This window comes from Endozoicomonas arenosclerae (assembly GCF_001562015.1).
Lineage (GTDB): Bacteria > Pseudomonadota > Gammaproteobacteria > Pseudomonadales > Endozoicomonadaceae > Endozoicomonas_A > Endozoicomonas_A arenosclerae.
This window is the reverse complement of the sequence record NZ_LASA01000051.1, coordinates 25,359-44,281: the sequence shown is the minus strand read 5'-3', so window position 1 is coordinate 44,281 and position 18,923 is coordinate 25,359. Positions and strand designations below refer to the sequence as shown.

The 18,923-nt window shown below is 46.4% G+C and carries 18 protein-coding genes; 4 read left to right on the top strand and 14 right to left on the bottom strand.

Annotated features, from left to right (window positions below):
- Positions 1-102: 102 nt before the first annotated feature.
- From WG89_RS31620 to WG89_RS03385, 6 genes are all read right to left on the bottom strand, one after another.
- A complete protein-coding gene (locus WG89_RS31620; RefSeq protein ID WP_216638429.1) occupies positions 103-321 on the bottom strand; it encodes a hypothetical protein in 219 nt (72 codons plus the stop codon).
- A gap of 177 nt (positions 322-498) precedes the next feature.
- On the bottom strand, positions 499-627 hold the full coding sequence (locus WG89_RS32680; RefSeq protein WP_281177674.1) for a hypothetical protein: 129 nt from the start codon (positions 625-627) through the stop codon (positions 499-501).
- Positions 624-2,300, bottom strand: a complete 1,677-nt coding sequence (locus WG89_RS31970; protein WP_245662864.1) for a hypothetical protein — start codon at positions 2,298-2,300, stop codon at positions 624-626. Before WG89_RS31970 ends, WG89_RS32680 begins: the two co-directional genes overlap by 4 nt.
- Positions 2,301-2,344: 44 nt before the next feature.
- Positions 2,345-2,779 carry a hypothetical protein gene (locus tag WG89_RS03395; protein ID WP_172806696.1) on the bottom strand — a complete coding sequence of 145 codons (435 nt, stop codon included), beginning with the start codon at positions 2,777-2,779 and terminating at the stop codon, positions 2,345-2,347.
- Between the two features lie 48 nt (positions 2,780-2,827).
- Positions 2,828-3,397 carry a hypothetical protein gene (locus WG89_RS03390; protein WP_062261267.1) on the bottom strand — a complete coding sequence of 190 codons (570 nt, stop codon included), beginning with the start codon at positions 3,395-3,397 and terminating at the stop codon, positions 2,828-2,830.
- The gene (locus tag WG89_RS03385) at positions 3,342-4,439 is read right to left on the bottom strand and encodes a hypothetical protein (RefSeq protein WP_062261263.1); all 1,098 of its coding nucleotides are present in this window, start codon (positions 4,437-4,439) and stop codon (positions 3,342-3,344) included. Before WG89_RS03385 ends, WG89_RS03390 begins: the two co-directional genes overlap by 56 nt.
- A 223-nt stretch (positions 4,440-4,662) precedes the next feature.
- Here WG89_RS03385 and WG89_RS03380 point away from each other — a divergent pair, with 223 nt between their 5' ends.
- The 4 genes from WG89_RS03380 to WG89_RS03365 all read left to right on the top strand — a co-directional run bounded on the left by WG89_RS03380 (position 4,663) and on the right by WG89_RS03365 (position 8,527).
- Entirely contained in the window at positions 4,663-6,519 is a 1,857-nt protein-coding gene (locus WG89_RS03380; RefSeq protein WP_062261260.1) for a type VI secretion system Vgr family protein, read from the top strand.
- A gap of 79 nt (positions 6,520-6,598) precedes the next feature.
- On the top strand, positions 6,599-7,228 hold the full coding sequence (locus WG89_RS03375) for a DUF6931 family protein (protein ID WP_153301406.1): 630 nt from the start codon (positions 6,599-6,601) through the stop codon (positions 7,226-7,228).
- Positions 7,229-7,276: 48 nt separating this feature from the next.
- A complete protein-coding gene (locus WG89_RS03370; RefSeq protein ID WP_062261254.1) occupies positions 7,277-7,570 on the top strand; it encodes a PAAR domain-containing protein in 294 nt (97 codons plus the stop codon).
- Between the two features lie 60 nt (positions 7,571-7,630).
- Positions 7,631-8,527: a M91 family zinc metallopeptidase gene (locus tag WG89_RS03365; protein ID WP_062261251.1), complete on the top strand. Its 897-nt coding sequence runs from the start codon at positions 7,631-7,633 to the stop codon at positions 8,525-8,527.
- 108 nt (positions 8,528-8,635) lie between these two features.
- Here WG89_RS03365 and WG89_RS03360 read toward each other — a convergent pair whose 3' ends face one another.
- The 8 genes from WG89_RS03360 to tssE all read right to left on the bottom strand — a co-directional run bounded on the left by WG89_RS03360 (position 8,636) and on the right by tssE (position 18,918).
- Entirely contained in the window at positions 8,636-9,262 is a 627-nt protein-coding gene (locus WG89_RS03360) for a glutathione S-transferase family protein (RefSeq protein ID WP_062261248.1), read from the bottom strand.
- 125 nt (positions 9,263-9,387) lie between these two features.
- On the bottom strand, positions 9,388-12,147 hold the full coding sequence (tssH, locus tag WG89_RS03355; RefSeq protein WP_079253631.1) for a type VI secretion system ATPase TssH: 2,760 nt from the start codon (positions 12,145-12,147) through the stop codon (positions 9,388-9,390).
- Positions 12,148-12,369: 222 nt separating this feature from the next.
- Positions 12,370-13,134, bottom strand: a complete 765-nt coding sequence (locus tag WG89_RS03350) for a hypothetical protein (RefSeq protein ID WP_062261245.1) — start codon at positions 13,132-13,134, stop codon at positions 12,370-12,372.
- A gap of 215 nt (positions 13,135-13,349) precedes the next feature.
- Positions 13,350-14,174, bottom strand: coding sequence for a hypothetical protein (locus tag WG89_RS03345; RefSeq protein WP_062261242.1), 825 nt, complete (start codon positions 14,172-14,174; stop codon positions 13,350-13,352).
- Positions 14,168-15,373 (bottom strand): hypothetical protein, encoded by a 1,206-nt coding sequence (locus tag WG89_RS03340; RefSeq protein WP_062261238.1) that lies wholly within the window; start codon positions 15,371-15,373, stop codon positions 14,168-14,170. Before WG89_RS03340 ends, WG89_RS03345 begins: the two co-directional genes overlap by 7 nt.
- A 95-nt stretch (positions 15,374-15,468) precedes the next feature.
- Entirely contained in the window at positions 15,469-16,575 is a 1,107-nt protein-coding gene (tssG, locus tag WG89_RS03335) for a type VI secretion system baseplate subunit TssG (protein WP_062261235.1), read from the bottom strand.
- A gap of 9 nt (positions 16,576-16,584) precedes the next feature.
- A complete protein-coding gene (tssF, locus tag WG89_RS03330; RefSeq protein WP_062261232.1) occupies positions 16,585-18,417 on the bottom strand; it encodes a type VI secretion system baseplate subunit TssF in 1,833 nt (610 codons plus the stop codon).
- Positions 18,418-18,438: 21 nt separating this feature from the next.
- Positions 18,439-18,918: a type VI secretion system baseplate subunit TssE gene (gene tssE / locus WG89_RS03325; protein ID WP_062261230.1), complete on the bottom strand. Its 480-nt coding sequence runs from the start codon at positions 18,916-18,918 to the stop codon at positions 18,439-18,441.
- Positions 18,919-18,923 lie beyond the last annotated feature (5 nt).

Here is an 18,923-nt window from a genome sequence, read left to right as displayed (position 1 = left end):
GAGCAGGGTGAGGACGATGGTCAGTAATATGTCAAAAGCGGCTCCGCCGGCAAACTCACTGACTTCTGTGGGGTGCTGGGCTTTGTAGTATTCTTTGGCGAACTACAACTCACCGCGCTCATACTTCTCTCCCAGCTGTTGCCATAACGCCAGTAAGCCCAAGTCGTAGAGCAGATGGTAGCTGAGTGATATTTCAGTGGGCATATAAGAGTCACCAAAACCCAGCGGGCTTTGCCGGGATCGATTGACTATGTAATAGCCTTCGATTGCTGACTGTACACAGAGCATTTCACCGTCCACGTCTTCATCGGCACTGGTCATGGCTCCGGCATGCAGCCCGCCTTCTGCAGGCGGTTTTTGAAACTCAGCCAGGGCTGTGGGGAACCAGCTGAGGGCTTTGAGGGGGAAGTCAAACTGATCACAGTAGTACTGACTCCCTGTCTTCCGGTGAATGACATAAGACGCCAGAATCGAGAGTTGTTGACTACGCTGTACGAATTAATAAAGGTCTTTATGGCCCTCTGTATCTTGCAACCGGGCTAGTTCGATAGCACCGGCAGGCAGCTGGTCGTGCCGGGCAATCTTTGGCAGCGCCGGTTTTAAAGGGTATTTCTGGATAGCAGTCATATCGGTTTCAACTCCTCGATAATCACAATGGCATCGGCGTCGTCCAACTGTTTCAGGTTGACAATCCGGCGTTCAAAATTCAGGGTTTCCACAGCACCGTAAGTATTGCGAGACTCAGGGTTGATGTCTTTGGTCAGGCCGTTGCCCATATAGTCCTGGTTATTGCCGATTTTGTCGTGCATTTTCATGCGTGTGATCAGTAACTCTTGATCTTCACCGGATACATTGGTGCTTTGTAAATATTTTCCAAACGCTTTTGTATCCCTTGACCAGGCATTGGGCAAGTCACCACTTTCTACTGCTGCGTTGTAGTGTTGGGTGTATTGAGCCTGGAACTCTGGGGTCATAACCTGTGTTGTAAAGCTTTTTGGAAAATCATCAGGCAATTCGGTATTGGCAAACTCGCCCAGATTGTCGAAGGTGGCCGGTACGCTTTTGACCCCGGTCAGGGGAACGGCTATTTCAGAGTCTACGACTACCAGAGCGTATTGTTTGTCGGGGTTGTATTCAAGGCCTAGTTTTTCGCTGATCAGTCTGGGATCGGTGTCGGCATCCTCAATCTGGTCAAAACTGGTGGACCAGTATTTGGCGCCTTCTCCGTTGGTACCTTTCATGACCTGTCCCATTTTGCCGCTCAGGGGGAGGTCGGGCGTATTTCTATCCTGCAGGTAACCCTGCTCCATAAAACGTACCTGGAAACGTTCGTTGGCAATATTGTCCTGCTGTACGATTCTGGCCAGATCAGCATCACTGTATTTGGGTTGGTAGCCCCTTTCTGCGATCTGATTCCGTCGATCTTTCAGGGTGTTAACTGCATCTTTCAAGTCGGAAGGCGCGACTTTTTGATGCTTGGTCTCCACCTCCGGTTGTTCAGGAGTCGTATTTCCCCTGGGCGGAGGATTGTTCTTCGGAGCAGGCCGGTCATCCACCGGCAGATCCTCAATCATATTCCCCGTTGAACGACTGCGCATGGATGTTTTGGGAATGTACCGGTCAACTTCTTTCAGCAGGCTGGCCAGTTCTCTGAATATTTCGCCCAGCTGTTTCATCTGGCGGATCAGGCGTGCCTTGCTGGCAGCCATGACGGCTATCGCGGCCCCTCCCGTGAGCAGGGTGAGGACGATGGTCAGTAATATGTCAAAGGCGGCACCGCCTGCAAACTCACTGACTTCTGTGGGGTGCTGGGCCTTGTAGTAATCTTTGGCGAATCGGGTTAGCAGTGCCTGGCATTGTTTGTCGTCCCAGATAATCTGGGTGATTTCCCAGGCTTCCTGGAACTGTTCGGTATTGATCATTCTGGGGTCAAAGCCCAGGGCTTCCACTAACTCTTTGTACTCGCTTTCCCGATAGGTCTGGTCGACTTTTTCAAGCCATTCAAATACAGAGCCTTCATAGGGGGTATCAATATAAGCCTTGACCTGGCGGATGGAGCGGAAGAGAGGGGATATCACCTCAACGACATCTTTCGTCCAGATCAGAAACGATATGCCCGCATCGGCTAAGCCTTTGCCAAAGCTTCCGGCGTGCACCTGTTTTTTTTCAGACGCACTCATCAACTGATATTTCTGGCTCAGCTTGAGCTTGATCTGGTCGTAGAGCGCTTCAATCCTTTTCAGGTTTTGAGTCTGGTCACTGAGTATTAAGTGAGTGCCAGTACTGGGGTGTAATGGCACTATGGTTTGATTTAATTTGTGGATGTCCCGGACTCACTCCTGACTCACCTGCCTGACTCTCCCAACAGGTTGTTGCTCCAGAGCCTATTCAAATTACTAGCAGAGTCCTGATTGTCCTTTAGCATTTTAATATACCCAAAAATATCTTCCTCAGAATTTTCTTCTTCTGAACTTGCTGCCATTGGATTTATATCAAAATCATCCCTGTTTGCCCACCAGCTTTTATAGTTGATATCAAAGTTGTTTTTATTGTTTTTTATGCTGAATTTTGTTGTTTTTTTATGATAATCGTGAAAATACTCTACATCTACATCATCGTCTAATAAATGCCATTTAATGGAATTTATTTGACAAATCAGATTTCCATTTTCTGGGAAAATAGCAATCCAGCCGAATTCACCTTGTGAGCAAAATCCCGAAGTTTTTAAGTCTTCTATATAACGAAGATCTCCACCCTTTCCGATATTTTTATCGAACAAACAACATTTCACCATTTGATGAAAATATTTTAAGTACATCACTACCACCTAATCTAATCCTAATAAAATATCCATTGCTTTACTTGACTTAACGGAGCCAAAGATAACTGCTTTCCAAGAACCTTTTTTCTCAAACAGTTGTTCTACAGTTGGCCCCTCTTTTCTACCATATTCTATTAGATTTCGCTCTTGCATTGACTTTAAGCCATCCAGATTATTACTTTTCAAGTATGAATCAATTCTGCTTTTATTCCTATTTTCCACTTTTAATCTAGCGATACTTTCAAGCGACATCCCCTCATTTTGTAGTTGTTTTACCTCTTCTATAAGAGCTGTTTTTTTCTTTTGAAGATTCTTTAAATAGTCAATACGCTTCTTTCTTGCGCTAGAAACTTGCTCCGGGTTTGAAAAATCGATATTGAATTTGTCAAGTCCTTTACCTTCGATTGGTGAGTACCCATAAATTGCTAAAGAATCTTCCTTTATTTGTTTTGCGACTTTAGGATCAGATAGAGGGTTGCTCTTGGCGGCCTTTTCAGGCTCCTGATTGTCTTGATCATGACTATCTTTGGCTTCCCCCCCTCGGAGGAGCCGAAACCCTGGGAGCAGGCCGGTCATCCACCGGCAGATCCTCAATCATATTCCCCGTTGAACGACTGCGCATGGATGTTTTGGGAATGTACCGGTCAACTTCTTTCAGCAGGCTGGCCAGTTCTTTGAATATTTCGCCCAGCTGTTTCATCTGGCGGATCAGGCGAGCCTTGCTGGCGGCCATGACCGCTATGGCGGCCCCTCCCGTGAGCAGGGTGAGGACGATGGTCAGTAATATGTCAAAGGCGGCACCGCCTGCAAACTCACTGACTTCTGTGGGGTGCTGGGCGCGGTAGTAATCTTTGGCGAACCGGGTTAATAGTGATTGGCATTGTTTGTCGTCCCAGACAATCTGGGTGATTTCCCAGGCTTGCTGGAACTGTTGGGTATCGATCTTTCTGGGGTCAAAGCCCAGGGCTTCTACCAGCTCTTTGTAGTTACTCTCCCGGTAGGTCTGGTCGACATTTTTGAGCCATTCAAACACGGAACCTTCATAAGGGGTATCCCTATAGGCTTTAATTTGTCGGATGGAACGAAAGAGAGGGGAGATCACCTCAACGACATCTTTCGTCCAGATCAGGAACGAGGTGCCAGCGTCTTTCAGACCTTTGCCAAAGCTTCCGGCGTTCGCCTGTTTTTTTTCAGACGCACTCATCAACTGATATTTCTGGTCAATGGCCAGGGCTTCGGCTTTTTCGCTGGCGATGATCTGGCCCAGTTTGAGCTTGATCTGGTTGTAGAGCGCTTCAATCCTTTTCAGGTTTTCGGTCTGGTCACGGTGGGTGATAAAGATATTAAAGTCACCCCTGGCCAGGGCATCAGCAATCAGGTGAATGGGGCTGCTGACATAGTTTGATTGAAGGGCAGGATGACCTTCAAGACGCTTTTCCAGGCTGGAATATTGCTCATGTTCAAGTTCATGCAGAAAATCCCAGGCTTCATCTACAGACTGAAGCATTAGTTGTTTGTGCTGAAAATTAAAAGGTTCTGTGGTTAGTGAAAATGCATCACCTTGTCGATTGAACAGAGTCTCATTGATTAACTCAGATGCCGGGTTCCATACAGGCATGCCTTACTCCCTGGCTAAGACAGTTTCTAGTTTATAGCTGTCGCTGCTTAAATTTGAGGCGTGATATTAGCGTTTTTTGCCAAGTGCTACCATAGGCAGTTTATGTTCCCGGTAAAGCATGTATGTTCTATTCGTTTTGTTTTCTGTAGAGAAAGGGTATTATGAGAGTGCAGTCTATATGAAGCTGGACAAGAAAAACAAAAGTAATCATGGATGTTAGTCAATGTCTTCACTGTCCCAAAATAACCGTCTAGTTACGATCAATACGCCTTTGGGTAATGATGTTTTCATTGTGCAAAGGCTCCGGGGAAGCGAAATCCTGTCATCGCTGTATGAATTCACTATCACAATGCAGTCAGACAAGCTTGAAATTACACCTGCTCAAATCATGGGGCAGCCTGTTACCCTGACTTTGAATGGTGGTTCGACCGAGACCCCCCGATTTTTTCATGGGCATATCAGCCTATTTACAGCTCATGACATTGTTGATGGTAATAAGAGAACCTATAAGGCCACCATTGTCCCAGCACTCTGGTTTACAAAGCTGGGCGGACAAAACCGGATCTTTGAGAATATGAGTTTTTCAGACATCATCACCGATGTTCTGAAAGATTACAGTGCCGTAAGAATGAAGAACAATACCACGGGCACTTATCTGAAACGTCGCTATTGTGTTCAGTATGAAGAGAGTGACTTTGAGTTCATCAGCCGTGTGCTGGCAGAGGAAGGCGTCAGTTACTATTTTGAACACTCCGATGGGCAACATACTTTCTGCCTGGTAGACAAGGCCGGTTCCTATCCCACCGCTCTGGCCCAGGCCATTACCTATTCGGAAGGGGGCAGCAACCCGCTTGAAAACAGCATTTACAGCTGGGTCAGGAACTACGGTTACCATACCTCCGAAGTCGCGTTCAGGGATTATCTGCCTTTTTCTGCCTCTGAATGGTTCAAGAAAACCACTACAGAAAAGACTACCAACAATGCTTTGAAAGGTGAGCGGCCGTTAAAAGAATATTACGGGCGCTTTCATTACGAAAAGCAGGAAGACCATACCGACAAACTGACAGAATCCAATTTCAAGCAGAAAGTGAAAAATACTTTGCTGGCCCATGAAGGATCGTCGGATGTTGCCAGTGGCAGCAGTGCCTGCCCGGAGCTTTTTGCCGGAGGCGTTTTTGAAATTGACCACACCATTGAATCGGAGTCGGGTAAATATCTGGTGCGCACCATCAGCCATACCGTTGTTGATGGTAATGATCAGAAGTCAGGCTATTCGAACTCTTTTACTTGTGTGCCTGACTCGGTCTATACGCCGCCGGATTCCGATGCTTTTCGACGTGTTGTGAGCAGCCCGGATGTGGCTAAAGTTCTGGATGTGAAAGCCTCAGCAGAGCAGGGCAGTACCGACAAGTACACCCAGATCAAGGTGCAGTTTCCCTGGAAAAGCGATCAGAACAGTGGCTGGTTACGGGTTGTGCAACCCTATGCGGGTAATAACTGGGGTGCCAGTTTTGTACCCAGAGTCGGCCAGGAAGTGGTAGTGGAATACCTCAGTGGTGATCCTGACCGACCTATTGTTACGGGTGCACTTTATAACAGTGACAATATTGGGCCAGGGTATTCCAAGACCCAAAGTGGCTTTAAAAGTCAGTTTGAAGGCAGTAAATTCAATGAACTGCGTCTGGACGACAAAAAGGGCAGTGAAGAGATTTACTTTGAAGCGGGCAAAGACTGGAATGTAGTCGTCCACAACGACAATGTCGAAACCGTCGAGCGCCATCAAAATGTCACAGTCACTGAAAATCGCAGTGTCACGGTCAAGAATGGGAATGAAACCAAAGATGTGGGTGGCACTCAGACGACCACGGTAAAAAGTGATATCACCATTGAATCCAAGAGCAAGATCACTTTGAAAGTGGGCTCATCGTCTATCACCCTTGATCCTAACGGTATCACCCTTAAGGGGACCAATATCAATTCCAAGTCTTCAGCCAATACCAAGACGGAAGCCGGTGCCATGATGGATATCAAGGCGGGTGCCATGATGAATGTCAAAGGGGCTCTGGTTAAAATTAACTGAGGTAAATCGTGCCCGGATAGAAAAACAATCGTTTATTGGGCTTGTACAGGGCACGCTTTACATGGAGGACTCTGGTTGTATGAAACACCTGGTTAAGATCAACGCAGAAACAGCAGCAGAAGTAACCGGACGTTATGAGCTGGATGAAGAGATCGAAGCTTTATTGTCTCCCGGAATCCAGCCGGCCCCTTTTGTCCAGAAGTTGCTGGAGCAGAATCAGTATCTTGACTGTGTTCGTTTTATTGCTCACGGACTTCCCAAGCGGGAGGCGGTATGGTGGGCCTGCCTGTCTACCCGGTTTTCTCATACCCCCGAAACTGAAAGCCTGAGACAGCAGACATTGTCAGTGACAGAAGCCTGGGTCAAGCAACCCGCTGAAGACTACCGACTGCAGGCGTATAAACTGGCAGAAAAAGCCAAGCATAAAACACCAGACAGTTGGGCGGCCATGGCCGCTTACTGGAGTACGGGATCTGTCAACGAAAGTGATAGTTTTCCGGTGCCACCGCCACCTTTTTTATTTGCTCACGCTGTAACCGGTTCTATATGCCTGGCTGCGGCAGATACCTCTGAAGATGACATCAATGAACGATATCTGAGGTTTATAGGTCAGGGGTTGGATCTAGCGGCTGGAGGGCGAGGAAAAGTTCATGATAATCCTCTTGAGTTCCTCCTTTCTGAAGACAGTGAACAAGCCGTTGCTAATTGAGAGTAAAGGGAATAAAGCGAGCTAAGAAAAAGAATAAAGGAGAATGTTATGGGAATGCCTGCTGCAAGAGTGACGGACATGCATGTCTGTCCAAAAGTTGAGCCAGGTCCAGTACCTCATGTAGGAGGTCCGATTGTTACTCCCGGTGGCCCAACTGTTCTGATAGCCAATATGCCCGCAGCTACTGTGGGCAGTATGTGTGTCTGCGTAGGGCCACCTGATAATATTGCTGCAGGTAGTAGTACCGTTATGATCTGTGGTAAACCTGCAGCCAGGCTGGGAGATGGTACAGCTCATGGCGGTAAAATTGTTGCTGGAGCTCCTACTGTTTTGATTGGTTGATTCATTCATAAACCCGGAAAAGGATAGTTCCGGGTTAGCTATAACGAAAAGGATGTCGATATGCCTGCAAAGTACTGGAATCCTACCCTGCATGCCGCTGATGCAGATGGCTTTCTCCCTCTGGGAAATTCAAACGGCATTGGTATTGCCGAATCCCCCAACGGCAACCACCATATAAATGACTTTCAGGGTCGTGTAGCTCGTGATCTTGCAACGATCAGGGCATTGCCTACCGGAAATAATCTCATAGCCGCTATCCTGCAGGGCGTCGGAAACGGAAAACGTCTTGGCATTGTTGCCCCCAGACAATGGAACGGTGGCTGGGGCGTTAATGAGTGTGCCTGTCTGGGTGGAGATAATGCTCGAGTCCGTTCTGCTGTTGCTGTCGGATCCGGTGACACCAATACGCTGGTCAATGCGCTTAAAATTAAAATCACTTCCATGGGTCATCAAAATGACTATGCCTGGCTGAAAGATCAACTTCGCGCTGTTCCCCGGTTTCGGTTGAGGGGTTTGGTGGCCAATGCCCCTAACAATATGGGGGTATTGGATCTGGATGTGGAGCGCTGGTTGACTTATCAAAGGCCCCTGTATCATGGGTTGGCCAATAATGATAAGAATGACATGAAGAATGCCATCATGATATTTTTGGCTACCAATGGTGGCATGCCAGTTGTCAGTGGACCCGGAACAAACAGTCGTGTTTACTACGACCCCAGAAAGAATTTTAATGCAGTAGGTTTAAGGCCTGCTTATATTGGTTTAGCCCATGAACTGATTCATCATTATTACAATATGCGTGGTGGTCAGATCAGTCATAGTGAAGACTCAGCCCACTTCTCTACAGTGCTTTATGAATACATGTGTGTTGGGCTGGGGCCCTGGAATGGGGCTGCAATCAGTGAAAATCAGATCAGGCAAGATGCGGGTGTTGCATTAAGAGCGAGATACGGCTGATCGTCAGATGTTATGGAAAAGACTGGCACATCAAATTCAACCAGTCTACTTTTTTGTGAGAATCATTCGTCATTCCGAGTGACGAATGATTATATTATGCGCTCATACCTATTTTGATTTGGTCTTAGCAATTGCTCTCTGACATGCAGGTCTCTGATACAAACGGTCCCTGTATTCCAGATACTGTTTGGGAACATCAAACTCGAACCGATCTGCCCAGTTCAGGGTTTGAGCTAACAGTATATCGGCACAACTGAATTGATCACCTAAAACAAACTCTTTGCCTTCCATGTAGTGATCCAGTGCTTTCATGGACCGTGAAAGTTCAAACTTAACTGTTTCAAACATCGCCTCAATTCTATGCTCTTCGGGCAGTACAAAAGAGTGCTTACCTTTTGACCAGAGGGGTTGTTCAAGGTCTGAGAGCACAAAAAAACAGAAATCATCGTACTTTGCCCGGGCTGCAGGTGTCTGGTTAGGAACCAGCTGCTTCTCAGGTATCAGTGAGCCGATGTAGTTCAATATGGCAGCACTTTCCGTCAAAACCAGATCGCCATCCACTAGTGTGGGTACTTTGCCCTGGGCATTGATCTTCAGGTAAGAAGGATGCTGGGAGCCACCTTCGTCTGAACTGCCTATTCGTATGTTGGTGTATTCAAAGTCAACACCAGACTCTTCAAGGGCCCAGAGTGCACGAAAGGAACGTGATTGACCAAAGCCGTATAATTTTATCATCGGAAGAATCCGGGTGTTTATTGTTGTTGCAGCTTATAACAGCTGAAAGTGAATTATGAATTTATCATTGAGAGAATGTCATGTGGAATAGGGAAGGGCTGAGATTCAGCCCTTCCTGCAGGGTTTTAGCTCAATTGATAATCGAACTCACCTTCTTCATTTACGCCAATATGCACTCTGGAAATGGGTTGATCTTCCGCCATACGTGCCAGGCAGACACTGGCTAGTTCAGGAAGAACAGAGCGTGTCAGGATGTTTTCGATATTTCTGGCGCCGGTATCGGACTCCTGACAACGGGCAACGATGTGCAGCAGGACTTCTTCATCGTAACTGAAATCGGCTCCGTAATGCTCGGTAACCCGTTTCTCGATTCGACGCATATTGATGGCCGAAATCTTCATCAGGTTCTCATCATCCAGAGGGTAGTAAGCGATCAAATTCGTACGACCCAGGAATGCTGGCTTAAAGCTTTGTAACAGATGCGGACGAATATTATCCAGCAGAACTTCAGGCTCCGGCTTTTCCTCAACCTGGTTAAAGATGGCTCGAATAGCATCTTCACCCGCGTTGGAAGTCATGATGATGACGCAGTTCTTGAAGTCAATATCACGACCTTCGCCATCCTTGATGGTGCCTTTATCGAACAGGTTGTAGAAAATGTCCTGTACGCCAGGATGAGCTTTTTCCATTTCATCCAGCAGGATTATGGAGTGCGGCTTTCTGCGAGCGGCTTCCGTCAGAACACCACCTTCTCCGTACCCAACGTATCCGGGAGGTGAACCCAGGAGCATGGAGACTTTATGCTCTTCCTTGAACTCGGACATATTGATGACAGTGATATTCTGCTCACCGCCATAGAGCTGGTCAGCCAGTGTCAGAGCTGTTTCTGTTTTACCCACACCACTGGTGCCGACAAACAGGAAAACCCCAACAGGTTTGCGTGGATCAGTAAGGCCTGCACGGGAGGTTTTGATGGCCTGAGCTACCGCTTCCATGGCATGGTCCTGACCAATAACCCGGGTCTTCATGCGATCAGCCAGTTCACGAATCGCATTGATCTCGTCACTGACCATCTTGCCGACAGGAATACCGGTCCAGTTAGCTACTACTTCAGCTACGGCCTGTTCATCGACGCTGGCTTGCATCAAGGGTTGTTCACCCTGAATGTCTTTCAGGTCTGCAGTAAGTTTTTGCAGTTGCTCACGGAGTTCAGCCATGTCTTGATCAGAAAGCGTTTCTTCTGACTTCTCTTCAGTCCCATCTTCTGATTCTGAACTGGCTTCAGTAGACTCTGCTTCTGTTTTTTCGGAAACTTCCGTTTCTTCAACTTCTGGCGCAGGCTGACTGGCCAGGAAGTTACTATCAATCTGCTCAAGAATGTCCCTGATCTTGCCGGTCAGTTCCAGCTCTTTTTGCCACTGAGCCTGCAAAGAAGCAAGCTCCTCAGTAGCGTTGTCTTTCTCATCCTGCAGCGCTGCCAGCCTGTCAGTGTGAATCTCCTGGGCTGCCTGTTCACGCTCTAGCATCGACATTGTGGTTTCGGCACGCTGAATTCTGCGTTGAGCATCTTCAATAGCTGCCGGTGTTGCTGTCTGGCTCAGAGCTACCCTTGCACAGGCTGTATCCAGCAGACTGACGGATTTATCCGGAAGTTGACGTCCTGGAATATAACGATGGGAAAGCACTACTGAAGCGACTATGGCTTCGTCCAGAATTCTGACTTTATGGTGGTTGTTCAGAGAGGAAGAAATCCCGCGCATCATATCGATGGCTTTTTCTTCATCGGGTTCTTCTACTTTGACCACCTGGAAGCGGCGGGTTAGTGCCGGATCGCGTTCGAAATATTTCTTGTATTCTGCCCATGTGGTGGCTGCAATGGTTCTGAGTTCACCACGCGCCAGAGCCGGTTTCAGAAGGTTAGCGGCATCGCCTTGACCTTCCTTACCGCCAGCACCAATCAGTGTATGAGCTTCATCAATAAACATGATAATAGGGGTAGGGGAGGCTTTTACTTCTTCGATGACTGATTTCAGACGATTCTCAAACTCGCCTTTAACACTGGCGCCCGCCTGAAGAAGACCGAGATCCAGTGTCCTAACCACAACCCCTTTCAACGGATCCGGTACATCTTTACTGGCAATTCGCAAAGCAAATCCTTCAACCACTGCCGTTTTACCAACACCGGCTTCACCGGTCAGAATCGGGTTGTTCTGACGTCTTCTGAGAAGGATATCGATACACTGCCTGATCTCTTCATCCCGACCCAGAACTGGATCAATTTCTCCATTAGCTGCTCTCTCGGTCAGATTAATGGTGTATTTGTCCAGAGAAGGTGTTTTGGTGGGTTTGGCTGACGCATCAGGAGAACTAGAGCCGGATTCTGTACCCGTTGAAAATGTTGATGCTGACTCTGCTGTGGTGCCAACACGCGCTCTGGCAGTTTCCCTGATCGATTCGGGTGCGACATCTTTAAGTACTGGCAGGCTTTCCAAAAGCTGTCTTCTGGATTGATCGTCCAGCAACAGTGCGGCGAGGAGGTGGCCAGAAGTGATCTGTCCATGGCCACAATCAACAGAGGCGACCATCCAGGCATTTTTGGCACCTTCAACGATAGAAGGAGACAGTGCGGCGGGACGACTGCTACCATTTTTGAATTTGGCAATGGAAGCAGCCAGTTGTTTTGCCAGGTTCGATGGATTCACTTCATGCAGCTCTAACAAGCTGTAAAAATCAGTGTCGCTGCGATCCAGTAATTTAAGTAGCCAGTGTTCCAGTTCAACATTGTACTGGTTATGAGCAAGACAAAGACCCGCTGCTCCTTCCAGCGCATCCCGCAGGGCAGGAGACATCTTGTCCACCAGAGCCTTAAGGTTATGAGATATCATCTTGTTTTTTCGTCCTTTTCTTGTTCTTTTTCTGCCTTGGTGGCGATGGTTAAACCGTGTGACTACTAGCTTGCCAGATGTTGCTATGAGTTGGTAGCGGGTTGTTAGCTCAGTTACGAAAATTCATAGGATTTACAATCATTAAAAAGTTGAGTGTAAATCGATAATATCTTACAGATATCCAAAGTTACTTTCTTTAATTCGCAAGCAGTCTGTCTGGTATCAATGAATCATGAATTTATTACTTTGAGTTAAGTGAGTATCTGTCTGGTGTATTCTTCCTTGTTTCAGTACTTGATCCTTAATATTTGTATCACGGCTGCTTGGTTCACTTGCTTCAGTTCTTTGTTCTGATTCGGTTTCTGCAAAATACCAGCATCTCATCAAGACATTTTGACGTGTTCCAGTTGCAGTGACAAAGTGGCAACTGGTTGAATCTTCAATTGAAAGAATCTGCTTACCGGGATATTCACTCTTCAGATCAGTATCGTATTGACCCACTCTCTCTGGTGTTAGCCCTGGGCTGAGTGGTGATTGAGGATAGAACGAAAGGTGATGATGGGCATATTGCACTAAATAGGCTTGAACAGGTGATCGGACGATAGAATATAAGCGGGTGGAAAAGTCAGTGCAGGCCGCTGAGAACTTTTGGGGGATTCCCGTTGTAATATCTGAAGGGTAAAAGGCATAGAGAGTTACCCAGTACCTATCACTGGTAAAGTAGTTGCCAGCATTTATGATTTCATCTCTTGCATTCAGTACACTGTATTCTGGTATTAGCAGGGCTCCCCACAAAGCTTCAGTAGCATTGTGCTGTTGGGTTCGATAAAAAGCACAGATATATTCTTCGTAGCGGCCCATGGTTTGATGGCAGTGATCCAATGAATTATGAGGTGAAGCTGCGTGAGTCAAATCGAAAGGAAGCTGGCTGATCAATACAATAAGCAGAGTAAAAACATGGCTGCTTTTTCTATCAATTTTGATCATTTTTGAATGCCCGATCAGTTTGAACCTCTGACCATAGTAGAAGACTATTTGAAACTTGCAGGAAAAATATTCTGACTGGTTGGGTAGTCAATTTTGAGATAATAATCTTTAAATGATTGTAAGAGCTGCAGCGATAGGCTCGCCCTATCGCTTGGCTGTTAGGAGCCTAGATTAGAGTGAATGGCTAGTGTATCTGCTCCTATAAAATAAAAGCATTATGTTATAGCAGGTCTTGCTGATGACCAATTTATAGGAGGGAATGTGTCAGTTACCAAAATTTCTGAAGAACTAACTTTGATTTCATCTAGCTGTTTTTTTGAGTCAGAAGAAAGTCTCAGATCCAAACTTGAAATAATCGTCTTTACTGATTGATACATTGGTTCAGGATCAATGAGGTTATGAAGTTCATGGTATCGGTCCCACATTGAGCGGCTGAAGCGAAAATGAATCTCTACCAAGTGTTGATCAGAGATCGGAAAAATAACCTTCTTAATTACCCCTGATACTTTTCTAGTTGGTAATACGTAGAAGGATGCCGAAGGGACAGGTAATGTCTTCAAAACTTCCCACTTTACGGGAGCTTCAACAATGTTGCTTCCTGTTTTATTTTCATAGAGAGAAGTTAGGTACTTGTAAATAGAGTATTCGAAAACCTTTGGGTGAAAATAAGATGTTCCAGTCTTTTGATCTGATTCTTCTAATATGCTTATTGAACAGGAAACATCACCTAATATGCCCGTAAACCATGGGCCGTAGAAACTCCACACTCTATGAAGGAGCGTTTTATACATCCAGCTTTGATCAGGCATAGAGTCTGTACTGAATGTTCTGCTCCCAAATTGCATTATTTTATAAGTGGTTGGAGAAACTTGAGAGTGAGACGAGCTGGGAGGATTATGCCTGGGCATTATCATTTCCAGGATATTACCTGCTAAGTCTATTCTAAGAGTCTTGTAGGTTGAGGCTTCCGGCCCTTTAGGACTTACAGGTTGATCAACATCTCTTAGTCTTAGTTTTGAGTACTTTATACTGCTCAGCATCCTAACATCTTCCTGGCTTTTTTGTGGAGTCGGGGTACCCAATTTTCAGATAGATTTGAGCCGAGTTTTCCTAGGCCAGCTGCTGCACCTACAGCACCAACAAATGCTATTGCTTGAGGGTTAGCTATTCCAATAGTAGATACACCAGCAATAGTTAACAATGTAGTACTGGCTCCTTGTAGCTTGGTGGAATAAGCTGCAACATCCCATGGGGCATTTTTCAGTTTATAGTTATCATGTTCGGACATTACTCTGTTTGCTATTAGCTCAAGCTGATCCCGGTTGCCAATTACATCCAGAGATTTGGTTATAGTAAACTTCCGGTCAAGTTGCATTTCAAGCTTGTGGGCAAGTTTTACAGCAAAGTTTGGAGAAGTGGTTGGTCGATAAAGAAAAGCAGTATGATTTTTGAGCTTTATATTTCTATCAGAGAGCATTTGCATAGCTTGAGTCAGAACTGCAGAACCACCAAATGTTGATATCCATTGGACTCGCTCTATATCTCTTGCATCATACATGCTTTTAGCAAGAAGGTAAGCTGACTCATTCAATGAGCTATTATCTGTGGGCTTAATTGCTTCTTTATAATTAAGAAGGCCTCCAATCTTTTTACTGCCAGAAGTGAAGTGTAAATCGAAGCCGTCGGAGTCAACGTTAAAGCTTCCTCCAGTAAAAGGCACCTCTGCTAGATATTCTGCGACGTCAGTAGCTGATTTATCAGGTGAAGAAAAGCCTTTATCTGAGATGGCAACTATACGTTTTTTCTCAGTTTTGATTTTTCCGCTATCAAGAAGTTCTGTGTTCCAGTGTTCTCTCTCCTTCCATGCTTTATAGAGTCCTGGACGTGCGGCTTCTGACTGTAACTCAGAAAAGTTTAAATCCGCATCAAAATGAAGAATCTTAAACTCATCATTAGGGAGTTTCTCTACTGTGACCTTGCAGCCAGGAAGAATCATCACGAATTCTTCAGTTCCACCATGAGCTAGGTGATTAGGTTGAACGAAGATATTTTTCTGGTGAAGTCTGCCGGAAGCCAGTGATTGAACACCTTCTACAGTTACCCTGGCCCAGTGTTGACCTGCCCTGGCAAGTTTCAGCAGGTTTTGATAGATATCATTGGCATTAGGTGTGCAATAGACAGGTTTGCCACAGTATTTTCCAGCAATTATTGTATTGTGCGTTGTTTTTAGAACAGTCATTTTATTCCTTTAACTTCAACTGTTAATCAAGCTTCCATAGCAATAACGTTATTCTGTGTATGTAGTATGAAAAGGACAGCAATTTTACAAAACTTTCAGCCTTCGACTGTAACGGTTATGAGTTCTTCACTTCTTCCATCCGCCTGCAAACGACTATTCAATCCCAGTCTCGGGTAATAGTCTGCACGCTGTCCTAATTGCAGAGCGGGCAGATCTTTTTCCATGACCTGAATGAAAATTTCAAAATCCAGTTCTGCACCGGCCATCATTCGAATCAATGCTTTCATAGAATCGAGTTTTCGGGTACCGGGCATGATGGTCATATACTGACGGTAACTCATGGGTTCCAGAACAACCCGAAAGCGGCTTTGAATCTGCCAGCTTTGTGCACCCAGCACCATGTTTTGACCAAGCACATTGTTAACTCCCTGATAACGATTTACTTTACCGGGCAGTTGGGTTTGAAGGTCATCGGGTATCTGATACCAGTCGCCTATAAACTGCTCAATACTGGCTTTCAGACCAAAATGATGCAGTATGCAGCTTTTAAGAGCGCTGGCAGTAGGTGTTGTCCTGCCCAGAAGGCCTCCAAGGCCGGCAACAATATCATCAGGAACTGTTGTGCGATTCTGGACTTTGTCGGTACCAATACCTGCCAGAGATTTCAATGCCAGACTGTAGGCGTCATTTACGGGTGTCAGGGTTTCCCGCTCCAGTGACTCCAGTTTGTTGCGTTCAAAATTGGCTGGGAGCTGATACTTTCTCCAGGCTCTATAGAACAGGGAGAGGGTACGGTGATGGAAAATATCCAGAAAATCCCGCAATCCCCGATTCCGCATTTTCAGTTCTTTGAGAACAGTCTCACCTACATGATGGGGAAGAACACCCTGAGAACCGATCAGACCCATGAAGGTCACTTCCATAGACCACTGATGTCGTGAAGCGGGATCCTGTACATTCTCCTGCTCTTTCAGTTTCAGACGGGTAATGTCTGAAGCAGCAAAGCCAAAGCTATGGGAAGCAGTAAATCTAACCAGTTCCCTGTGAGGTGGTGCCAGCTCTGCCACAGGTTGGCTGGCGTAGTTTTCTTCCCGGGCTCGATCCGTCTGGCTGATGAGTTCAAGCATGCGTACAGCCTGAAAAAAATCAAACTGTTGAGGGTTGTTTTTCAAACGGTCGTAAAGGCTTTTTTCACTGCTCATAGCTCATCCTCATAACAAAGCCTTTTCACCGGCTCTCGGTGGCCAGCGTTTGAACTCGCCGTCTTTCCCACTGAGGGTTACGATCAGTCGAACAAAAGAGTTAATCGTGCAGTAAACTCCCAGGAATCGTTCGATCACCGAGCTGAAGAGCAGGGGACTGGTGCCCGTCAGCATCATGGAATCAAGCTGTAATTCCACCTCCGTGCCACGACAAAGCACTACTGTATTGTCTATCGAGATAGGAGCGGTTATTGCCCGGGTGTTCATAGTTCTGAGGGCTTCAATCAGATTACGAGTACTGGCGGAGTCTTTGAAATTATAAAGACGCAGGATTTCCTTGAAGGCTTCACAGGAGTCTGTCCCTCGACTCAATGACAGGTGATTCAGGTTAAGGTGTGAAATCAAACGCCAGAAAGCACCATCTTTGAGTGGTGGTCTCACTACTGTGGTTGGAGGGGTTATTGAGCTGATTCTTGCCGCAGGAGCATCACCATCAACAATGGAAAACAGAGGTTGGCCACCTCCAGTAGGCAACTTTCTGGGTTGATTCCTGTTAGTACACATCAGATCCAGATGAAGCACACTGTTTCTGGCATGAAAAGGGTTCATCTCCAGGTCAACTAGACGAATAGAGCATTCACTGGCCTGCTCATTAAAGTGTTCACCTTCCACCACTTCGTTACGTCGCGGACTCCAGAAAGCCGTTTGACCGGCTTCTGCCTGATGATGCCGGTAGCTGTAAAAAGGCGTGAATTCCCTTTTTGTGCCCTCATTGTCAGTGCAGGCGACCTTTTCTATAGACCAGGTTTCCAGTTCACCCTTACGACGAATGTCAGGGGTAATAGGGTACTCGTATTCGGTGTTGTTCAGCGAAATGGGCTCGGCACGCATGGGGAACAGGTTGATCGCTGGAGTGCAACCCAATGCGAACATACTGGCAGAAAGTTGATGCTCAAGTTCTTCATGACTCTCTTCCAGATAAATATAAAGATTGAACTTCTGTGAGACATTTCCTTGTAGAGCTTGCTTAAACCCTGATATGTCCAGGAACAGGAACTTTTCCGGAAAGACAAAAAACTCGGTAAGCAGACGATAGCCCAGAAAGGCATTGTCAGGATAAGGGATCAGGCCTTCATCTTCCTCAAAGCCCACGGCATTAATATGGTGACTATCAAGATAAACCGGATTGGGGTCATCATCACTTCGAGCCAGAACCAGTTTGACTGTGCGGGTCAGTAGTAAATCGTAGAGAGGGTATACATGTTGAGGTTGTCCCCTGAGGAAAAAGCGCTGAGTGTCGTCTATAACTTCTTCAATAGCCGCTTCTTCGGCCAGGGCCTGAAATTCCAGTTTAATGACGGCATTGGCGTCGGTCACTTTGTTAGAGCCCGGGGCAATAAAAGGTCTGGGCATCAGGTTGGCTGTTTTTACGGCAACTGCAGGCACTCTGGCGTCATAGCAAGTAGTAAAACGACAGCTGTTACCCGTATGTTGATCCGTATCAAGCCAGCTCCCTGAAGGAACGCTGGCCGGAGCATCCAGCAAGGGTTCAGGCTCAAACTGGACAATGGTCATGGATGGAATCGGTCGCAAATAATGTGGATACAGGGTTTCCAGCATGGCTTCCGTCAGCTCGGGAAACTCATCATCCAGTTTCTGCTGAATTCGGGCATTCATGTAAGCCACGCCCGATAAAAGCTTGGCAACCAGAGGGTCATCCACTGTATTGGTGTCGAGCTGAAGGGCTCCGGCAATGGCAGGATGTCGCTGGGCAAATTCGCCAGCGGATTGTTGGATAAACGCCAGTTCTTTTTCGTACAGAGGGAGTAATTTATCACTCATTTTGTGTTTCCTTGCTGACGCTTACTGCATTTCCAGGATATCAATGCTCTGGTTCACCGGGTCCAGTGCCGAGTCAAAAATCAACAGTTCCTGGGCCGCTGTCGCATGGAGAATAGCTTCCATTCGAAAGCGCACTGTTGGATCTTCTGGATCAATGGCTGTTTTACTTTCCACTTTTACCGTTCGTATGCGAGGTTCGTAGTGAAGAATGGTTCTTTCTACCTGGCGACAAAACTGGTTCAGGGCTTCTGATGAATTCAGATTAATGGTTGAGAGATCAGGCAAACCATAATTGGGCAAAGCCTTTCTAACCTCAGTCAACTCAGTAGGGGGAGAGATGACACAGAAGCGAGTATTAAGCAGGTACTCAAGGTCTCTACGTACGCTTTCCCGCAACTGGCGAAGTTCCAGAAAATTCTGTTTGGAGCGGTCACTGGAAGGTTCCAGAAGTCGATCCAGAACCGGTGCCATCAATTTTTTATCGTTATTATGGGTATACATCGTTA

Bases quoted from the DNA above. Each gene is read 5' to 3' on its own strand.
- WG89_RS31620 (WP_216638429.1), bottom strand. From the start codon at position 321: ATGACCAGTGCCGATGAAGACGTGGACGGTGAAATGCTCTGTGTACAG.
- WG89_RS32680 (WP_281177674.1), bottom strand. From the start codon at position 627: ATGACTGCTATCCAGAAATACCCTTTAAAACCGGCGCTGCCAAAGATT.
- WG89_RS03390 (WP_062261267.1), bottom strand. From the start codon at position 3,397: ATGACCGGCCTGCTCCCAGGGTTTCGGCTCCTCCGAGGGGGGGAAGCC.
- WG89_RS03385 (WP_062261263.1), bottom strand. From the start codon at position 4,439: ATGCCTGTATGGAACCCGGCATCTGAGTTAATCAATGAGACTCTGTTC.
- WG89_RS03380 (WP_062261260.1), top strand. From the start codon at position 4,663: ATGTCTTCACTGTCCCAAAATAACCGTCTAGTTACGATCAATACGCCT.
- WG89_RS03375 (WP_153301406.1), top strand. From the start codon at position 6,599: ATGAAACACCTGGTTAAGATCAACGCAGAAACAGCAGCAGAAGTAACC.
- WG89_RS03370 (WP_062261254.1), top strand. From the start codon at position 7,277: ATGGGAATGCCTGCTGCAAGAGTGACGGACATGCATGTCTGTCCAAAA.
- WG89_RS03365 (WP_062261251.1), top strand. From the start codon at position 7,631: ATGCCTGCAAAGTACTGGAATCCTACCCTGCATGCCGCTGATGCAGAT.
- WG89_RS03360 (WP_062261248.1), bottom strand. From the start codon at position 9,262: ATGATAAAATTATACGGCTTTGGTCAATCACGTTCCTTTCGTGCACTC.
- tssH (WP_079253631.1), bottom strand. From the start codon at position 12,147: ATGATATCTCATAACCTTAAGGCTCTGGTGGACAAGATGTCTCCTGCC.
- WG89_RS03350 (WP_062261245.1), bottom strand. From the start codon at position 13,134: ATGATCAAAATTGATAGAAAAAGCAGCCATGTTTTTACTCTGCTTATT.
- WG89_RS03345 (WP_062261242.1), bottom strand. From the start codon at position 14,174: ATGCTGAGCAGTATAAAGTACTCAAAACTAAGACTAAGAGATGTTGAT.
- WG89_RS03340 (WP_062261238.1), bottom strand. From the start codon at position 15,373: ATGACTGTTCTAAAAACAACGCACAATACAATAATTGCTGGAAAATAC.
- tssG (WP_062261235.1), bottom strand. From the start codon at position 16,575: ATGAGCAGTGAAAAAAGCCTTTACGACCGTTTGAAAAACAACCCTCAA.
- tssF (WP_062261232.1), bottom strand. From the start codon at position 18,417: ATGAGTGATAAATTACTCCCTCTGTACGAAAAAGAACTGGCGTTTATC.
- tssE (WP_062261230.1), bottom strand. From the start codon at position 18,918: ATGTATACCCATAATAACGATAAAAAATTGATGGCACCGGTTCTGGAT.